Origin of the sequence: Uruburuella testudinis (assembly GCF_022870865.1) — a bacterium.
GTDB classification, from domain to species: domain Bacteria; phylum Pseudomonadota; class Gammaproteobacteria; order Burkholderiales; family Neisseriaceae; genus Neisseria; species Neisseria testudinis.
Window position 1 is genome coordinate 824547 of sequence record NZ_CP091508.1, and the last position, 17474, is coordinate 842020.

A 17474-nucleotide genomic window follows, 5' to 3' on the forward strand; every position below is an offset into this window, starting at 1 on the left:
ACGCATCACAAAGCTGCACCCGATGCCGAAAAATGTTAGCATAAGCAAAGGGCAGTATCATTTTTTAATGAGGAGAATCTTAAATGGCAACACCGGAAGAATTAAAACGCATTGCGGCAGAAAAAGCCTTGGCATTTGTGCCTGAAAACGAATACATCGGCATCGGCACCGGCAGCACCGTCAACGAATTTATCAAAGTGCTGGCGGTGAGCGGCAAGCAGATTAAAGGCGCGGTGTCTACATCTAAAGGCACTTCCGAGCTTTTGGCGCAGCTGGATATCCCCGAAGTACAGCTCAACGAAGTATCGCGCCTGGCCGTGTATGTAGACGGCGCCGATGAAATCAACCATTCGCTGCAAATGATCAAAGGCGGCGGCGGTGCGCATCTGAATGAAAAAATCGTCGCCAGCATGGCAGACAAATTCATCTGCATTGCCGACGAGCGTAAATATGTGTCGCGCTTGGGCAAATTTCCGCTGCCGGTCGAAGTGATTCCGATGGCGCGCTCTATGGTGTCGCGCAAACTGGTGGCATTGGGCGGCGAACCGGAGCTGCGTATCGGCTTTACCACGTTTAACGGCCACCAAATCGTAGATGTAAAAGGCTTGGATTTGAGCCAGCCGGTCACGATGGAAGACAAAATCAACCAAATCCCCGGTGTGGTCGAAAACGGCCTGTTTGCCCATAATGCCGCCGATGTGCTGGTGTTGGGCACTGCTGAGGGCGCAAAAGTGATTGAGCCGAATTGAGCGTAAAGCATTAAATTTTCCGCATTTTCCGCGCCACAGCGGCTGTGAATCATGTTGCTGCGGGTTGGTTTGCCGAGGCCGTCTGAAATCTTTTCAGACGGCCTCGGCAAACAAATAATGCCCATTCACAAAAATAAGCTAACAAGGCGGCGAGCCGAAGACAGTGCACACATACGGGGCTGGTTGACTTGGCGCTTCAGCGCCTTAGGGTGTCCTGACCATTCGATTTATGGGTGTTGCCCCTGAAAGCGCATCTGTTGCGTTAATCTGTTGCGTTAAAAAGCCTCGCAAGATGCCCAATCTTGCTGCGTTTTTTGCCTTGCATCTGTACTTTTATCACAAAAAATCTGAATCATTCTGAATGGTCATGACACCTTAGCGAAACCAGCCCTCTTCGAGCTCAGGCGGGTCGACGCTGTTCGCTTATTTTTGTGAATGGATATACTTAACTGCACCGGCCGGCCTTGCCTGTGCGCATTTTGAATTGGTCTCCGCCCGATAAGGCGATACAATACTGTTTTTTGACATCATAAGCGCAAGCAATGGATTCATCATTTTGGTATGGCCTGCTGTTGGCTGTGTTGGGTTTTTTCGGTATTCAGCCGGCCTCGGGCGAATCGCCGGCCTGGTTGCAGGCAGGTATGGATTTTGTACGCGAGCACAACCGGCAGCAAGTGCTGGTGCAGGCGGCGGGCGGTTATGCTGCTCGTGTGCAGGCAGTGTCGGACGGTGATTCTGTACGCGTTATTGATGAAAACGGCCGCCGCCGGCGGTTGCGCTTGGCTTATATCGATGCGCCCGAAATCAATCAAGCGCATGGAAAAGCGGCACGGGATGCTTTGCGGCAGCGCTTGTCGGGTCAGACCGTGCAAGTGACGGTGTTTGAGCAAGACCAATACGGTCGCGAAGTGGCGCAGCTGTTTCTCAACGGGCAGGATATCAACCTTTACCAGCTTGAAAACGGCCATGCCTGGCATTATGTATCGATTGCCAAGCGCAAGCAAAGCAGCTTGGATTATGCCGGATATGCGTATGCCGAAGCCGCCGCCAGGCAGCAGCGCTCGGGCTTGTGGCGCGGGCGCAACCCGCAGGCACCGTGGGCTTTCCGCAAGCAGGCGCGCCCATCAAAATGAGCAATCCAACAATAATTTGCCCGATTGGCAGTAGGGTATCCTGACCATTCGATTTAAGGGTGTATTTTTCCCCTGAAAACGCATCTGCTGCGTGAAAAAGCCTCGCAAGATGTCCAATCTTGCTGCGTTTTTTGACTTGCACCTGCATTTTCAGGAACAAAAATCTCTCCATAAACGACACATCATGACACCCTAGGCTGCGGGCTGCTGCCGGATAAAATAGTTATGAACAAACAAATCCGCCAAGAAATTTTCGAGCGCTTACGCGCCGCCAATCCGCACCCGACCACCGAATTGAATTTCAACAGCCCGTTTGAGCTTCTGATTGCGGTATTGCTGTCGGCGCAGGCCACCGATGTGGGGGTGAACAAAGCCACTGCCAAACTGTTTCCTGTGGCCGCTACGCCGCAGGCGATGTTGGATTTGGGGCTGGACGGTGTGATGGAATACACCAAAACCATCGGCCTTTACAAAACCAAGTCGAAACACATCATGCAAACCTGCCGCATCTTGCTGGAAAAACACCACGGCGAAGTGCCGCAAACCCGCGAAGCTTTGGAAGCGCTGCCCGGCGTGGGGCGAAAAACCGCCAATGTGGTGCTCAATACCGCATTCGGGCAGCCGGCGATGGCGGTGGATACGCATATTTTCCGCGTGTCTAACCGCACCCGTATTGCGCCGGGGAAAAACGTGCGCGAAGTGGAAGACAAGCTGATGCGCTTAGTGCCCAAAGAATTTTTGCTGGATGCGCACCATTGGTTGATTTTGCACGGGCGTTATACCTGCAAGGCGCAAAAACCGCAGTGCGAAAAATGCCTGATTAATGATTTGTGCGAGTATCCGGCTAAAAACCTCCCCATGGCCGGATAGCACGCATACGCAGGTGCGCTGTGAAAAGGCCGTCTGAAACGGGTTGTTATGAGGTTTTCAGACGGCCTTTCGGCTGCCGCGAAATAGGGGTTGGCATAACATTAAAAAGATGTAAAATCAAGGCGCCCAAACGGATTTCCGGGCGCCCGTACCGTGCAAAAGCTGATGTTTTCGTTTAAAATCAGGTGCTGTTCGGATAACACAAATCATAAAGGAAACGTTGTGAACAAAACGCCAAAATATATGGTGCTCTTGGTGGCTTCAGCATTGGTTGTGGGCGGTTGCGACAAAGTGGGCAGTTTCTTCGGTAAAGAAGAAGACAAAGGCAGTTTGGTGCAAACCATAGAAACCAAAACCGATGATGGCACGGTGCAGATGCTGCTGCCCGATTTTACCAAGCTGGTGGAGCAAGAAGGCGCCACTGTGGTGAATATTCAGGCCACCAAAACTGCACCGGCGGCCTCTGCACGCAATGATAGCGGCATGGATTTGAGCCAGTTTCCCGACAATGATCCTTTTTATGAATTTTTCAAGCGCCTGGTGCCCAATATGCCCGAAGTGCCGCAGCCTGAGGACGACGGCGAGCTGAATTTCGGTTCGGGCTTCATCATCAGCCCCGACGGCTATATTCTCACCAACACCCATGTGGTCGGCGGTATGAACAATATCAAAGTGCTGCTGAACGACAAACGCGAATACACCGCCAAGCTTATCGGCTCTGATCAGCAATCGGATGTGGCGCTGTTGAAAATCGAAGCAACCGATTTGCCGGTGGTCAAAATCGGCAATGCCAAAGAGTTGAAGCCGGGCGAGTGGGTGGCGGCCATCGGTGCACCGTTCGGCTTTGACAACAGCGTGACTGCCGGCATCGTATCCGCAAAAGGGCGCAGTCTGCCGAACGAAAACTACACGCCGTTTATCCAAACCGATGTGGCGATTAATCCGGGTAATTCCGGCGGCCCCTTGTTTAACCTCAAAGGGCAGGTGGTCGGCATCAATTCGCAGATTTACAGCCGCAGCGGCGGTTTTATGGGTATTTCGTTTGCCATTCCGATTGATGTGGCGATGAATGTGGCCGATCAGCTCAAAACCACCGGCAAAGTGCAGCGCGGCCAGTTGGGCGTGATTATTCAAGAAGTTTCCTATGATTTGGCCAAATCGTTCGGCCTCGACAAGGCCAGCGGCGCACTGATTGCCAAAGTGTTGCCCGGCAGCCCCGCTGCCCGCGCAGGCTTGCAGGTAGGCGATATCGTGCGCAGCGTTAACGGCGAAGAAGTGCGGGCTTCCAGCGATTTGCCGGTGATGGTGGGCGCGATGGCGCCGGGTAAAGAAGTGAATCTGGGCGTGTGGCGCAAAGGCAAACAAACCGATATCAAAGTGCAGCTGGGTTCGACCGACGGCAATATGGAATTGGGTGAAGCCGACAGCGGCAACCCGGCTCAGGCCGCCCCGCAAGCGCAGGCATTCAGCATGGACAACATCGGCCTGAGCTTGCAAACACGTGAAGTTGGCGGCAGCAAACGTTTGATTGTGGCTAGCGCCGAGGGTCTCGCCGCCCGCGCCGGCTTGCGCCGCGGCGACGAAGTGCTGGCGGTCGGCCAGACCAGCGTAGAAGACGAACCCACTTTCCGCAGCGCCATCGAAAGTGCCGGTAAGAATATCCCGCTGCTGGTGCAGCGTGACGGCAACACTTTGTTTTTGGCACTGAATCTGCCTTAAATCTATGACCTTGTTTTCAGACGGCCTATGATTCAGGCCGTCTGAAATATTTGAGCTGTTGCTTGTTTATGGTGGAATGCAGACATAAGTGATACAAGGCAGCACAGCGAGTACGACAAGGTGCAGCAACGCCGTCGCACTTTTTATTCATTTCACTATATTTATTTGTTTCAGACGGCCTGAGTGATCAATAGGCCGTCTGAAACATTGTTTACCCAGAGAAAATCATGCAAAAACCCCATATTCCGCGCGGCCCGGTAATGGCCGATGTACACGCTTTTGCGCTCACCGAGGCAGAAAAACAACGCTTGCTCGACCCGGCTGTCGGCGGTGTGATTCTGTTCCGCCGCAATTTTGACAATGTGGCGCAGCTCAAAGCGCTGGTAGCCGACATCAAAGCACTGCGCACGCCCGAACTGATTATTGCCGTCGATCACGAAGGCGGCCGCGTGCAGCGTTTTATCGAAGGGTTTACCCGCTTGCCGGCCATGGCGGTGCTGGGTGAAATTTGGGATGAACAAGGAGCAAAGGCCGCTGAGGCCGAAGCGGAACAAGTGGGCTGGGTATTGGCTGCCGAATTGAGCGCCTGTGGTGTGGATTTGTCGTTTACGCCGGTGCTGGATTTGAATTGGGGGCAGTGCGCGGTGATCGGCAACCGCAGTTTCCACCAAAGCGCCGAAATCGTAGGCGTGCTGGCTTTGGCGCTGCAAAAAGGGCTCAACCGCGGCGGCATGAAGTCTTGCGGCAAGCATTTTCCCGGCCATGGTTTTGTTGAGGGCGACAGCCATCATGTGCTGCCGCAAGATGACCGCAGCCTGAACGAATTGGAAACTGCCGATATGCTGCCGTTCCGCAAACTGGCGGCGGCCGGGATGGCGGCAGTGATGCCCGCACATGTGGTGTACCCCCAAGTAGATGCGCAGCCGGCAGGGTTTTCAAGCGTGTGGCTGAAACAGATTTTGCGTGATGATATCGGCTTTGACGGTGTGATTTTTTCCGACGATCTCACCATGGAAGGCGCATGCGGTGCGGGCGGTATCCAAGAGCGTGCGCAGCTTTCGTTTGATGCCGGTTGCGATATCGTGCTGGTGTGCAACCGCCCTGACTTGGTGGATGAATTGCGCACAGACTTCGTGATTCCGCACAACCCCGAGTTGGCCGCGCGCTGGCAATATATGGCCAATAACTTGGATGCGGCAGATGCGGCCGCCATGATGGATACGGATGAATTCAAGGCCGCCCAAACTGCGGTGGCCAGATTGGCAACGCCGAAAGATGTGGCCGGCGGGGTGAAAGTGGGTGAGGCGTTTTAGCCTGCCGTTATCGTTAAGATTTTAATACCCACGCACAAAAATAAGCCGGCAAGGCGGCAAATTTTCAGCCCGCCGCCTTGTTGGTTTAATTTTATGAATGGGTTTAGGTTATTTTTGTCAATGAATAGGCCGTCTGAATAGTATCAACCTTCAGACGGCCTTTGTTTTATTAGCAATCAAATATTATCTCAATACTTCGGCAAATGCATCGGCCACGTAGTCGATATTGCCCTCGTTCAGTCCGGCCACACACATGCGGCCTGAGGCGACCAGATACACGGCGAATTCGTCTTGCAGGCGCTGCACTTGCGCGGGGCTGAGGCCGGTGTAGCTGAACATGCCGCGCTGGGTGATGAAATAGCGGAAATCCCGGTTGGGAATTTTGGCGGTTAAGACATCATAGAGCTTTTGGCGCATCAGGCGGATGCGGTCGCGCATGGCATAGACTTCGCTTTCCCATTGCCGGCACAGCGCTTCATCGTTCATCACACGGGCGGTGATATAGCCGCCGTGTGCGGGTGGGCTGGAATAGACACGGCGCACGCCGAGCTTGAGTTGGCCGAACACCAATTCAGCTTCTTCGGCATTCGGGCATACCACGCTCAGGCCGCCGACGCGCTCACCGTAAAGTGACAGGTTTTTGGAAAACGAATTGCTCACAAACAGCGGCAAACCCAATGCGGCGGCTTTGCGGATGGCATAAGCATCGCTGTCCAAATCATCACCGAAGCCTTGGTAGGCGATGTCCATAAACGGAATCAGTTTGCGGGTTTGAATAATTTCGAGCACGGCATCCCATTGGGCGCGGCTTAAATCTACACCGGTGGGGTTGTGGCAGCATGGGTGCAGAATCAGAATGCTGTTTTCGGGCAGGCCGAGGAAAAAAGTGAGCATTTCTTCAAACTTAACGCTGCCGTTTTCGGGGTTGTAATAAGGGTAAGTGCCGGTTTGGATGCCTGCCCCTTCAAAAATGCTTTTGTGATTATCCCAAGTGGGGTCGCTGACATAAGCTTGCGCCTGCGGAAACCAGCGGTGCAGAAAGTCGGCACCGATTTTCAGCGCGCCGGAGCCGCCGAGGGTTTGAATGGTGGCAATGCGCTTGTCGGCTAGGGCGGGGTTGTCGGTGCCGAACAATAGATTTTGAACGGCGCTGCGGTATTCGGCCAAGCCTTCCATCGGCAGATAAGGGCGCGGCTGCGCTTCGGCGGCACGTTCGATTTCGGCCCGGCGCACGGAAGCCAGCACCGGCAGTTTGCCGTTTTCATCAAAATAAATGCCGATGCCGAGGTTGACTTTTTCGGCACGCGGGTCGTTGAGATAGGTTTCGACAAGGCTGAGAATCGGGTCGCCGGGGTAGAATTCGACGTGCTGGAACATGCTGGTTATCCTTCTTTAATAGAGCGCAACAGGCAGGATTTTACACGGATTTGACATAGGCGAAAGGGCATTTTGTAAAATACGCCCGCTATTGCGCTATCTGCAAGATAAAGGTAAACAAGGCCGTCTGAAAGTTTTCAGACGGCCTTGTTTTCAGGGGTTGGCGTAGGGTGCTGACCATTCGATTTATGGGTGTATTTTGCTCCTGAAAATGCATCTGCTGCGTTTTTTGCTTGGCATCTGCATTTCCAGAAACAAAAATCCCCTCATAAACGACACATCAGGACACCCTAGCAGCAACGTCCGCCGTTGGCACCGCAGCGGCGCTTGCGGCAGTAATCCTGAAACTGCAATTCAGTCATCACGGGCGCATTGGGATTATGTTTGCGTTGTTGGGCAACGTAATTGTCATAATCGGGCACGCCTACCATCAGGTTGGCGGTGAGGCGTGCGGTTTTCCATGCGCGCTTGATGTGTTGCAGGATGTTATTGCTCATTGGCTTTTACCTCGTTACGGTAAACCGCAGGCACTTCTTTGGCGGTAGACCATGCTACTTTACGGGCTTTCAGCGCCACTCGCAAGCCATATACGGCCACAATCACCACGACCGACAGAAACAATACGGTCAGGCCGGAATTGACGTAGTCGTTGAAGGCGATTTGGTTCATTTGCACCGCGTCTTTGGCCGGTGCGAGGATTTCGCCGCGCGCAGCCGCATCTTTAAATTTGGCGGCGTGTGCCAAAAAGCCGATAGACGGATTGCTGTGGAACAGTTTCTGCATGCTGGCGTAGCAGGTCACAAACAATACCAACAGCGCCGGCACCAGCGGCACCCATACGTAGCGCTCTTTTTTCATCTTCACCAAAATCACGCTCACCATAATCAGCGCCACACCGGCCAGCATTTGGTTGCCGATGCCGAACAGCGGCCACAGCGAGTTGATGCCGCCCAGAGGGTCGGTAACGCCGATATAGAGGAAGTAGCCCCAGAAGCTCACGGCCAGCAGTGTGGCCACCAGGTTGGCGGGCAGGGAATCGGTGTTGCCGAACGGTTTGACAAAAATGCCGCCCAAATCCTGAATCATGAAACGCGCCACACGGGTGCCCGCATCGACAGCGGTGAGGATGAACAGGGCTTCAAACAGGAGTGCAAAGTGATACCAGAAGGCCATCATTGCTTCGCCGGGAATCAGCTGGCTCATGATGTATGCCATACCTACGGCCAGCGTGGGGGCGCCGCCTGCACGGGAAAGGATGGTGTTTTCACCCACCGCATCGGCGGTGTGCAAGAGGGTGGCCGCATCAATCGGGAAGCCCATTTGGGTGACCACTTGCGCGGCTTGTACGGCATCGGTGCCGATTAAGGCAGCCGGGCTGTTCATGGCGAAATAAATACCGGGATCGAGCACGGAAGCGGCGGCCAAAGCCATAATCGCCACAAAGCTTTCCATCAGCATGCCGCCATAGCCGATCATGCGCACATGGGTTTCGTTTTCAATCATTTTCGGCGTGGTGCCCGAAGAAATCAGCGCATGGAAGCCGGATACTGCGCCGCAGGCAATGGTGATAAACAGGAAGGGGAACAGGCTGCCTGAGAACACGGGGCCGGTGCCGTCGATAAATTTGGTTACCGCCGGCATTTCCAAAGCGGGGCTGACGATGATGATGCCGATTGCCAGCGCAATGATAGTGCCGATTTTCAGGAAGGTGGAAAGGTAATCACGCGGCGTGAGCAACAGCCACACGGGTAACACCGCTGCCACAAAGCCGTAAATCATAATCGCCCAAGTGAGCTGCACACCGGTGAGGTCGAAAAAGTGCGCATATGAGCTGTTGGCCACATTTTCGCCGTACACAATTGCCAGCATCAGCAAAATAAAGCCGACAATGGAAATTTCACCGATTTTACCCGGGCGGATATAGCGGGTGTAGATGCCCATAAACAGCGCAATCGGCATGGTGGCGGCAATGGTAAACGTGCCCCACGGGCTGTGGGTGAGTGCTTTGACCACAATCAGCGCTAACACCGCCATAATGATGACCATAATCATCAAAATGCCGACAGAAGCGATAATGCCGGCGGTGGTGCCCAATTCTTGTTTTACGATGTCGCCCAATGATTTGCCGTCGCGGCGCATTGAGATAAACAACACCATCATATCTTGCACGGCACCGGCAAATACCACGCCGAAGATAATCCACAGTGTGCCGGGCAGATAGCCCATTTGTGCGGCCAGCACAGGGCCGACCAAGGGGCCGGCGCCGGCAATGGCGGCGAAGTGGTGGCCGAACAACACGCCTTTGTGTGTGGGCACATAGTCGAGGCCGTCGTTATGGCGCTCGGCGGGGGTGAGGCGGTTGGCATCCAGCTCCATCACCTGTTTGGCGATGAAAAGGCTGTAGAAGCGGTAGGCAATGCAGTAAACCGAGATGGCGGCCACCACCATCCAGACGGCGCTCACCTGCTCGCCCCTGCTCATGGCAAGCGTGGTAAAGGCGGCCAGGCCGACCAATACCACGATGCCCCAAATCAGAAACGTTTTTAAATGTTTCATGGCGTATCCTTAAGAAGGTTTGTTGAGGTTGGATAAAACGGAATCAGTTTGTTAATATTTTAATGTAGTATTTTGTAGTGCTTACTGAATCAGCGCAAGATTAACATATTTGCACGAAAAATGTATGTGTTTAACAAAGAGAATTGCAGCCGGTTTGAGTCAGGTCAAAGGGCAGCGGCGGCGTGTGTGGTTCTGGTTGTGGGGGCGCCGGCGGAAGTTGTCGGTGGGATTGTTTGCCGGATATGAATAGCGGATGCAGATGCTGCATATTGAAATGTGAACAGATTTTATTTTCAGACGGCCTGATGGTTTTCTTGTTTGCGTTCGATAGGCTTTTAAGGCCGCCTGAAACAGCAGGGCAGGATGTAGAAAACCCCGCACGGGGCGGGGTGAAAAAATCGGGCGGACGGTTACTTGTGTCAAGGAAAAGCCGGCCTGCCGGAGGCTTTAACAGCAGCGGCCGCTGCCGTTACGGCGCTGTTGGCAGTAATCCAGAAATTCCAAGCGGCTCATTACCGGTGCTTGGGCATTGTATCGGCGCTGCCGGGCAACGTAATTGTCGTAATCCGGAATGCCTGCCATATAGTAGGCAAAAATACGCAGGCTTGTGTACCAGTTTTTCAGACGGCCTTTTAAATCAGAGTCGGGTTTCATGGGTTTGCACCTCGTTTCGGTATACTGCGGGCACTTCTTTGGCCGTCGGCCAAGCGATTTTACGGGCTTTCAAAGCCACTTGCAGGCCGTAAACGGCGATAAAAATCACCACGGCGAGAAAGGCCAGCGCCAAACCTGAATTTACATAATCGTTGAGCACGATTTGGTTCATCTGCGCCAAATCTTTGGCCGGCGCCAGAATTTCACCCGCAGCGGCAGCATCGCGGTATTTGGCGGCGTGAGCCATAAAGCTGACACGGGCATCGGCATCAAACAGTTTTTGCAGACAGGCAACCGTGGTAACCACCAGCAAGCCGAGTGCCGGCAGCAACGATACCCATACGAAACGCTCTTTTTTCATTTTCACCAACACCACGCTGATCATAATCAGCGCGATACCGGCCAGCATCTGGTTGCCGATACCGAACAGCGGCCACAGGGAATTGATGCCGCCCAAGGGGTCGGTGACGCCGGTGTAAAGAAAGTAGCCCCACGAGCCGACGGCCAGCACAGTGGCTACCAAATTGGCCGGAATGCTGCCGGAATTTCCCAGCGGTTTGATGAAAATGCCGAGCAAGTCTTGATACATAAAGCGTGAGACACGGGTGCCGGCATCCACTGCGGTGAGAATGAACAAAGCTTCAAATAAAAGCGCGAAATGATACCAAAAAGCCATCATTGCTTCACCCGGAATCAGACGGCTCATGATATGCGCCATGCCGACTGCAAGGGTGGGGGCGCCGCCGGCGCGGGAAAGGATGGTGTGTTCGCCGACTTCGCGCGCGGTGTTGGCCAAGGTGGCGGCATCTACCGGGATTTGCAGATGAGTGGTAATCGCGTGTGCGGCAGTGGCCGGGTCGGTGCCGATTAAGGCAGCCGGGCTGTTCATGGCGAAATAAACGCCGGGTTCGAGGCAGGCGGCGGCGGCCAGGGCCATGATGGCAACAAAGCTTTCCATCAGCATGCCGCCGTAGCCGATCATGCGCACGTTCACTTCGTTATCAATCATTTTCGGCGTGGTGCCCGAAGCAATCAAAGCATGGAAGCCGGATACCGCACCGCAGGCGATGGTGATAAACAAAAACGGAAACAGTTTGCCCGAAAATACCGGGCCGGAGCCGTCGATAAAGTGGGTGACGGCAGGCATGCGCAGCTCGGGGCCGACAACGATGATGCCGAACGCCAGAGCCATGATGGTGCCGATTTTCAGAAAAGTAGAAAGAAAATCGCGCGGAGTCATCAACAACCATACCGGCAGCAATGAAGAGATGGTGCCGTAAGCCATAATAAAGATGGCCAGTTGCACGCCGTTGAGGTCAAACCAATGGCCGATGGGGCTTTGCGCCACCACATCGCCGTAAATCACCGCCAGCATCAGCGCGATAAAGCCGAAAATAGCAATTTCACCGATGCGGCCGGGGCGGATATAGCGGCTGTAGACACCCATAAACAGCGCAATCGGCACGGTAACCACAATGGTAAACGTGCCCCACGGGCTGTGGGTGAGTGCTTTTACCACAATCAGCGCCAGCACCGAAGTGATGATGATCATAATCATCAGAATACCGATAGAAGCAATGATGCCGGCCGTGGTGCCGAGCTCTTGTTTCACAATGTCGCCCAGCGATTTGCCGTCGCGGCGCATCGAGACAAACAACACCATCATATCCTGCACGGCACCGGCAAATACCACGCCGAAGATAATCCACAGCGTGCCGGGCAGATAGCCCATTTGCGCGGCCAGCACCGGCCCGACCAGTGGGCCTGCGCCGGCAATGGCGGCAAAATGGTGGCCGAACAACACGCCTTTACGGGTAGGAACATAGTCGACACCGTTATTGTGGCGTTCGGCCGGCGTCATGCGGTTTGCATCCAACTCAAGAATATTTTTCGCGATATAGAGGCTGTAAAACCGATAAGCGATGCAATACACGGATACGGCGGCCACAATCATCCATACCGCGTTGACGTGTTCGCCGCGGTGCAGGGCCAGAGTAGAAAAGGCGGCGACGCCGACCAATACCACCAGACCCCAAAGCAGAAACGTTTTTAGCTGTTTCATAGCAGGTCCTTAAATAAGTTGAGAATATATAAACAAAAACAATGTTTGGCAATTGTGCTTTTAACTACATGCAATTACACGAATATGATTTGAAAATTTTTAAAAATGTTAACATATATACAATTTAAATTGGCCGGTTTGGAGAGCGAAATATTGCCCGATATTGCTTCAAATCAAAGTCAGCGTCATCACCCGCGGCGCCCTCTTGCTTTTTCTGGCTGATGTGTGTCTGCCGCATTTGCTATAATGCCGTCTGAACCCTATCAACAGCCGAAACACGATATGCCGTCTGAAACCCTGCCGCCGCGCCGCCTGAGCGTTGCCCCGATGCTCGATTGGACCGACCGCCATTACCGCTATATGGCGCGTCAGATTACCCGCCACACCTGGCTCTACACCGAAATGATCAATGCCGGTGCGGTGGTCTACGGCGATGCTGAGCGGTTTTTACGGTTTAACGAGGGCGAGCAGCCGCTGGCTTTGCAGTTGGGCGGCAGCGAGCCGGCATTGTTGGCTAAAGCCGCCAAAGCCGCGGCACAATACGACTATAATGAAGTCAACCTAAACTGCGGCTGCCCCAGCCCGCGCGTGCAGAAAGGCGCGTTTGGTGCGTGTTTGATGAACGAAGCCTTGTTGGTGGCCGATTGCTTGAACGCCATGCAGGATGCGGTGCAGATTCCCGTTACTGTGAAGCACCGCATCGGTGTCGACCGCCAAACCGAATACAGCACCGTGGCTGATTTTGTCGGCACCTTGCGTGAAAAAACCGCCTGCCGCACCTATATCGTGCACGCGCGCAACGCCTGGCTCGACGGCCTGTCGCCGAAAGAAAACCGCGAAGTGCCGCCGCTGAAATACGAATATGTTTACCGCCTGAAGCAAGATTTTCCCGATTTAGAAATCATCATCAACGGCGGCATTGCCGACAATGAAGCCATTGCAGGCCATCTGAAACATGTCGACGGCGTGATGGTCGGGCGCGAGGCCTACCACAACCCGATGGTGATGCGCGAATGGGATGCGCTGTTTTACGGCGATACCCGTGCGCCGGCCGCTTATGCCGAATTGGTGCAGCGGCTGTATGAATACAGCCAAACACAGATTCAGGCAGGGCGGGGAACGATTTTGCGGCATATGGTGCGCCATTACCTCGGCCTGATGCACGGCCTGAAAAATGCCCGCGTATGGCGGCGCATGCTTTCCGATGTCGCGCTTTTGAAAGACAACGACGGCAGCCTGATTCTGGCGGCTTGGCGCGAAGTGGAAAAAGCCAATGCATGGGATGCATAGGCATTCCCATTTAGGGTGTCCTGATGTGTTGATTGACGGGTGTATTTTGCCCTTGAAAACGCATCTGCTGCGTTAAAAAGCCTCGCAAGATGTCCAATCTTGCTGCGTTTTTTGCCTGGCATCTGCATTTTCAGAAACAAAAATCCCTCCATAAACGCATTGTCAGGACACCCTAGCCCGGAAAGTTGATAAAATAGAGTTACTATCATTTTTGTTTCAGACGGCCTGTATATTGATGCAGGATCGGAATCGAGCGGTCAGGCCGTCTGAAATCTGTAAACGGATATCATCATGAACCCATTAATCGCTGATTTTGTTTCCGAAAACGCGCGCACCCCCGTGATTGTGGCGTTGGATTTTGCCGATGAAAAAAGCACGCTTGCATTCGTGCGCCGCCTCGAGCCGGACTTGTGCCAGCTCAAAATCGGCAAAGAGCTGTTTACCGCCACCGGCCGCAACCTTGCCGAAAGCCTGATTAACCAAGGCTTCAAGCTGTTTCTCGATTTGAAATACCACGATATTCCCCACACCGTGGCGCAGGCCTGCAAAGTGGCCGCCGATATGGGCGTGTGGATGGTAGACATGCACGCCTCGGGCGGCCGCCGCATGATGGAAGCCGCCGCTGAGGCGGTGGCCCATCATGCGCACAAACCGTTGCTCATCGGCGTCACCGTGCTTACCAGCATGGACGAGCAGGATTTTGCCGAAACCGGCGTGCAGCGCAGTATTGCCGAGCAAGTATCCGCCTTGGCCGCCTTGGCGCAGCAAAGCGGGCTGGACGGCGTAGTCTGCTCCGCCCACGAAGCGGCAGGTTTGCGCACCGAGCGTGGTGAAGATTTCGTTTTGGTCACGCCCGGTATCCGTTTGGATGTTGCCGGCAATAGTGACGACCAGCGCCGCATTATGACGCCCGCGCAAGCCTTGGCTGCCGGTTCGAGCTATTTGGTGATGGGGCGCCCGATTACCCAAGCCGCTGATCCGGTGGCGGTATTGCGCGAAGTGAATGCGGCTGCTGCCGGTGCCTGATGATTTTCAGACGGCCTTGTCGATAAGCCAGTAGGCCGTCTGAAATATTGTTTATCAAAAACAACTATAAACAACGATAAATCTCTGGAGAACGATGATGTTGATATCCAATATGGAATTTATTCCCGACCGCAAAGTAGTCAAACATTTGGGCTTGGTGCAAGGCTCAAGCGTGCGGGCCAAACATTTCGGGCGCGATTTTATGGCCGGCCTCAAAAACATGGTGGGCGGCGAGCTTAAAGGCTATACCGAGCTGCTCAACGAATCGCGCGAACAGGCGGTGGCGCGTATGCTGGAGCAGGCGCGTCAAGCCGGTGCGAATGCCGTATTAAACGTGCGCTTTTCCACCTCTTCGGTGGCGGCAGGGGCTGCTGAAATTTTTGCTTACGGCTCTGCGGTGCTGCTGGACGACGAGCAGTAAACGGAGGCAGAGATGGATTGGATGATGATGGCTAAAGTGGCTTGGCCGTTATTGCTGCTGCTGGGGGCGCTGATTGTCGGCAGCTTGCTGGAAAAACGCCATTATGCCAGTATTTTGAAACGTGAAGCCCAGTTGCACCACATCGTGGTGGTGGTGTCCCGTTTTCCGTCGGAGCAGTTTGGCAGCCAGTTTTTGGTGACCGGCAGCGTGGTGGTGTCGAGCGATTATTTCCGCCGCACGCTGGCTATGTTTCGGCAGATTTTCGGCGGCAATGTGAAAAGTTACGAAAGCATGCTCGACCGCGGCCGGCGCGAGGCTTTGCTGCGCATGAAGGCTCAGGCTGCCGGGCAGGGGGCAAATGCGGTGTTCAATATCAAGCTGGAAACCTCATCACTATCGCAGACCGATAACGGCAAAGGCGCTTTGGGCACGGTTGAAGTGCTGGCCTACGGCACGGCGGGAACGCTGGCTGATGAAGTTTGAAAACCACCGCTTCGATGAGCGGCTCAACCCCAATATCGCGCACGAACACCCGCTGAAAGAATTAGGGCGGATGGTGATGTGGCTGGCGGCAGCGGGGCTGGCGATTCTGTTGGCGGTCGAGCTGCTGGTGCGCACGCTGCCTTATACCGTGTCGCTGCAAAATGAAAGCCGTTGGTTTTCGCCACTGGCTGCGCCGCTGCTGGCGGATATCCGTGAAGATGCCGGCATGCAGGCCTTGGCCGATAAAATCGCCGCTTCGATGCAGATGCCGCAGGGCAGCGTGACGGTGCATATCGGCAATGACGAGATGGTCAATGCTTTTGCCACTTTCGGCGGCCATGTGGTGATGATGCAGGGTTTGCTCGATGTTTTGCCGAGTGAGGAAGCCGTAGCGGCAGTATTGGCGCACGAAATCGGCCATATCCGCGCACGCGACCCTTTGCGCGGCGTGTCGCGCAGCCTGCTGCTGGACATAATCGGCTCGGCGGTGCTCGGCGGCGACGGTTTCAGCAGCTTGGGCTATTTGGAAAACTTGCGCTACAGCCGCGATTTGGAAGAAGCTGCCGATGCTGGTGCAGTGCGGTTTTCGGCGGCAGAATACGGCCATACCGGCGGCGTGGTGGAAATGCTGGAAGTGTTGGCAGAATTGAGCGCACAGCAACAAATGCCGGCACACACGCCGGATTGGCTGTCTACCCACCCGCGCCCGCAAGCACGCTTGGCAGCCGTCAGAAAGCTGGCGCGGCAAGCGGCTTATGCAGAACACAAACCGGCCAGGCCAAACCGTTGGCAGAGGCCGTCTGAATAATCAACAGGAAATCAAAGAGTGTCTGATATGCATACCGAACAATTGAAAAAACGCTTGGCTCAAGCCCGTGTCTTGGTGGTGGGCGATGTGATGCTCGACCGCTACTGGTTTGGCGATGTGGCGCGTATTTCGCCCGAAGCCCCCGTGCCGGTGGCGAAAATCAACCAAATCGACCAACGCGCGGGCGGGGCGGCCAATGTGGCGCGCAATATCGCCTCACTCGGCGGGCAGGCGGCATTGCTGTCGGTGGTTGGCGATGACGAAGCTGCGGGCGCACTCGACAGCCTGATGCGGCAAGACGGCGTGGCCTCACATTTGCTGCGCGACCCCGAAATCGCCACCACGGTCAAATTACGTGTAGTGGCCCGCAACCAGCAGCTTATCCGGCTGGATTTTGAAGAAACGCCGCGCCGTGAAATTCTCGATGGTGTCAAAGAAACCTACCGCAACCTGTTGTCTGATTACGATGTGGTGATTTTGTCGGATTACGGCAAAGGCGGCCTGCTGCATGTGTCGAGTATGATAGACTGGGCGCGTGAAGCCGGCAAAGCGGTGTTAATCGACCCCAAAGGCGATGACTACGAAAAATACACCGGTGCCACCTTGCTCACGCCCAACCGCGCCGAATTGAAAGAAGTGGTGGGCAGCTGGAAAAACGAAGCAGAGTTAACCGAAAAAGCCCAATCGCTGCGCCGCCGCCTCGATATGGAAGCCTTGCTGCTCACCCGCAGCGAAGAGGGGATGAGCCTGTTTCGCGATGGTCAAATCGATCACCAGCCCACACGTGCGCAGGAAGTGTATGATGTTTCCGGCGCAGGCGACACGGTGATTGCCAGCATGGGCTTGGCGCTGGCAGCGGGCTTCGACATCACCGAAGCCATGCACCTGGCCAACACCGCCGCCGGTGTGGTGGTGGCGAAACTGGGCACGGCAGTGTGCAGCTTCGATGAATTGGCAGCGGCATTGGCCGAACTGTGATTTCAGGCCGTCTGAAAGGGCAAGAATGCTTTTCA

At 54.7% G+C, this 17474-nt stretch carries 16 protein-coding genes; 11 read left to right on the forward strand and 5 right to left on the reverse strand.

The annotated features are described in order from the left end of the window. Positions 1 to 83: 83 nt before the first annotated feature. The 5 genes from rpiA to nagZ all read left to right on the forward strand — a co-directional run bounded on the left by rpiA (position 84) and on the right by nagZ (position 5784). Complete coding sequence (gene rpiA / locus LVJ83_RS03705; protein ID WP_244786423.1) at positions 84 to 749, forward strand: ribose-5-phosphate isomerase RpiA; 666 nt, start codon at positions 84 to 86, stop codon at positions 747 to 749. A 542-nt stretch (positions 750 to 1291) separates the two neighbouring features. Next, the gene (locus LVJ83_RS03710) at positions 1292 to 1882 is read left to right on the forward strand and encodes a thermonuclease family protein (RefSeq protein WP_244786425.1); all 591 of its coding nucleotides are present in this window, start codon (positions 1292 to 1294) and stop codon (positions 1880 to 1882) included. Positions 1883 to 2107: 225 nt separating this feature from the next. Next, the gene (nth, locus tag LVJ83_RS03715) at positions 2108 to 2752 is read left to right on the forward strand and encodes an endonuclease III (protein ID WP_244786427.1); all 645 of its coding nucleotides are present in this window, start codon (positions 2108 to 2110) and stop codon (positions 2750 to 2752) included. 222 nt (positions 2753 to 2974) lie between these two features. Then, positions 2975 to 4471, forward strand: a complete 1497-nt coding sequence (locus LVJ83_RS03720) for a DegQ family serine endoprotease (RefSeq protein ID WP_425316017.1) — start codon at positions 2975 to 2977, stop codon at positions 4469 to 4471. Between the two features lie 227 nt (positions 4472 to 4698). Continuing rightward, positions 4699 to 5784 (forward strand): beta-N-acetylhexosaminidase, encoded by a 1086-nt coding sequence (gene nagZ, locus LVJ83_RS03725; protein WP_244786429.1) that lies wholly within the window; start codon positions 4699 to 4701, stop codon positions 5782 to 5784. A 183-nt stretch (positions 5785 to 5967) separates the two neighbouring features. Here nagZ and LVJ83_RS03730 read toward each other — a convergent pair whose 3' ends face one another. From LVJ83_RS03730 to LVJ83_RS03750, 5 genes are all read right to left on the reverse strand, one after another. Continuing rightward, entirely contained in the window at positions 5968 to 7161 is a 1194-nt protein-coding gene (locus LVJ83_RS03730; protein ID WP_244786430.1) for an amino acid aminotransferase, read from the reverse strand. Positions 7162 to 7451: 290 nt separating this feature from the next. Beyond that, positions 7452 to 7658, reverse strand: a complete 207-nt coding sequence (locus LVJ83_RS03735; RefSeq protein WP_425316018.1) for a YbdD/YjiX family protein — start codon at positions 7656 to 7658, stop codon at positions 7452 to 7454. Beyond that, complete coding sequence (locus LVJ83_RS03740) at positions 7648 to 9717, reverse strand: carbon starvation CstA family protein (RefSeq protein ID WP_244786432.1); 2070 nt, start codon at positions 9715 to 9717, stop codon at positions 7648 to 7650. The genes LVJ83_RS03735 and LVJ83_RS03740 overlap by 11 nt, the downstream gene beginning before the upstream one ends. Before the next feature lie 447 nt (positions 9718 to 10164). Continuing rightward, positions 10165 to 10371 carry a CstA-like transporter-associated (seleno)protein gene (locus tag LVJ83_RS03745; RefSeq protein WP_244786434.1) on the reverse strand — a complete coding sequence of 69 codons (207 nt, stop codon included), beginning with the start codon at positions 10369 to 10371 and terminating at the stop codon, positions 10165 to 10167. Continuing rightward, on the reverse strand, positions 10355 to 12433 hold the full coding sequence (locus LVJ83_RS03750) for a carbon starvation CstA family protein (protein ID WP_244786437.1): 2079 nt from the start codon (positions 12431 to 12433) through the stop codon (positions 10355 to 10357). The genes LVJ83_RS03745 and LVJ83_RS03750 overlap by 17 nt, the downstream gene beginning before the upstream one ends. 282 nt (positions 12434 to 12715) lie before the next feature. On the opposite strand from LVJ83_RS03750, the gene dusA reads away from it, so the two are divergent. From dusA to rfaE1, 6 genes are all read left to right on the forward strand, one after another. Then, positions 12716 to 13723, forward strand: a complete 1008-nt coding sequence (dusA, locus tag LVJ83_RS03755; RefSeq protein WP_244787642.1) for a tRNA dihydrouridine(20/20a) synthase DusA — start codon at positions 12716 to 12718, stop codon at positions 13721 to 13723. A gap of 291 nt (positions 13724 to 14014) precedes the next feature. Continuing rightward, on the forward strand, positions 14015 to 14749 hold the full coding sequence (gene pyrF, locus LVJ83_RS03760) for an orotidine-5'-phosphate decarboxylase (RefSeq protein ID WP_244786439.1): 735 nt from the start codon (positions 14015 to 14017) through the stop codon (positions 14747 to 14749). Between the two features lie 94 nt (positions 14750 to 14843). Further along, complete coding sequence (locus tag LVJ83_RS03765; RefSeq protein WP_244786441.1) at positions 14844 to 15170, forward strand: YbjQ family protein; 327 nt, start codon at positions 14844 to 14846, stop codon at positions 15168 to 15170. A 12-nt stretch (positions 15171 to 15182) separates the two neighbouring features. Beyond that, positions 15183 to 15653 carry a YbjQ family protein gene (locus tag LVJ83_RS03770; RefSeq protein WP_244786443.1) on the forward strand — a complete coding sequence of 157 codons (471 nt, stop codon included), beginning with the start codon at positions 15183 to 15185 and terminating at the stop codon, positions 15651 to 15653. Next, the gene (locus LVJ83_RS03775; protein ID WP_244786445.1) at positions 15643 to 16461 is read left to right on the forward strand and encodes a M48 family metallopeptidase; all 819 of its coding nucleotides are present in this window, start codon (positions 15643 to 15645) and stop codon (positions 16459 to 16461) included. The genes LVJ83_RS03770 and LVJ83_RS03775 overlap by 11 nt, the downstream gene beginning before the upstream one ends. 27 nt (positions 16462 to 16488) lie before the next feature. Further along, positions 16489 to 17439, forward strand: a complete 951-nt coding sequence (gene rfaE1 / locus LVJ83_RS03780; protein WP_244786447.1) for a D-glycero-beta-D-manno-heptose-7-phosphate kinase — start codon at positions 16489 to 16491, stop codon at positions 17437 to 17439. Positions 17440 to 17474: the final 35 nt, after the last annotated feature.

Excerpts from the sequence above, each read along its gene's own strand:
- rpiA (WP_244786423.1), top strand. The coding sequence starts at position 84 with ATGGCAACACCGGAAGAATTAAAACGCATTGCGGCAGAAAAAGCCTTG.
- LVJ83_RS03710 (WP_244786425.1), top strand. The coding sequence starts at position 1,292 with ATGGATTCATCATTTTGGTATGGCCTGCTGTTGGCTGTGTTGGGTTTT.
- nth (WP_244786427.1), top strand. The coding sequence starts at position 2,108 with ATGAACAAACAAATCCGCCAAGAAATTTTCGAGCGCTTACGCGCCGCC.
- nagZ (WP_244786429.1), top strand. The coding sequence starts at position 4,699 with ATGCAAAAACCCCATATTCCGCGCGGCCCGGTAATGGCCGATGTACAC.
- LVJ83_RS03730 (WP_244786430.1), bottom strand. The coding sequence starts at position 7,161 with ATGTTCCAGCACGTCGAATTCTACCCCGGCGACCCGATTCTCAGCCTT.
- LVJ83_RS03735 (WP_425316018.1), bottom strand. The coding sequence starts at position 7,658 with ATGAGCAATAACATCCTGCAACACATCAAGCGCGCATGGAAAACCGCA.
- LVJ83_RS03740 (WP_244786432.1), bottom strand. The coding sequence starts at position 9,717 with ATGAAACATTTAAAAACGTTTCTGATTTGGGGCATCGTGGTATTGGTC.
- LVJ83_RS03745 (WP_244786434.1), bottom strand. The coding sequence starts at position 10,371 with ATGAAACCCGACTCTGATTTAAAAGGCCGTCTGAAAAACTGGTACACA.
- LVJ83_RS03750 (WP_244786437.1), bottom strand. The coding sequence starts at position 12,433 with ATGAAACAGCTAAAAACGTTTCTGCTTTGGGGTCTGGTGGTATTGGTC.
- dusA (WP_244787642.1), top strand. The coding sequence starts at position 12,716 with ATGCCGTCTGAAACCCTGCCGCCGCGCCGCCTGAGCGTTGCCCCGATG.
- pyrF (WP_244786439.1), top strand. The coding sequence starts at position 14,015 with ATGAACCCATTAATCGCTGATTTTGTTTCCGAAAACGCGCGCACCCCC.
- LVJ83_RS03765 (WP_244786441.1), top strand. The coding sequence starts at position 14,844 with ATGATGTTGATATCCAATATGGAATTTATTCCCGACCGCAAAGTAGTC.
- LVJ83_RS03770 (WP_244786443.1), top strand. The coding sequence starts at position 15,183 with ATGGATTGGATGATGATGGCTAAAGTGGCTTGGCCGTTATTGCTGCTG.
- LVJ83_RS03775 (WP_244786445.1), top strand. The coding sequence starts at position 15,643 with ATGAAGTTTGAAAACCACCGCTTCGATGAGCGGCTCAACCCCAATATC.
- rfaE1 (WP_244786447.1), top strand. The coding sequence starts at position 16,489 with ATGCATACCGAACAATTGAAAAAACGCTTGGCTCAAGCCCGTGTCTTG.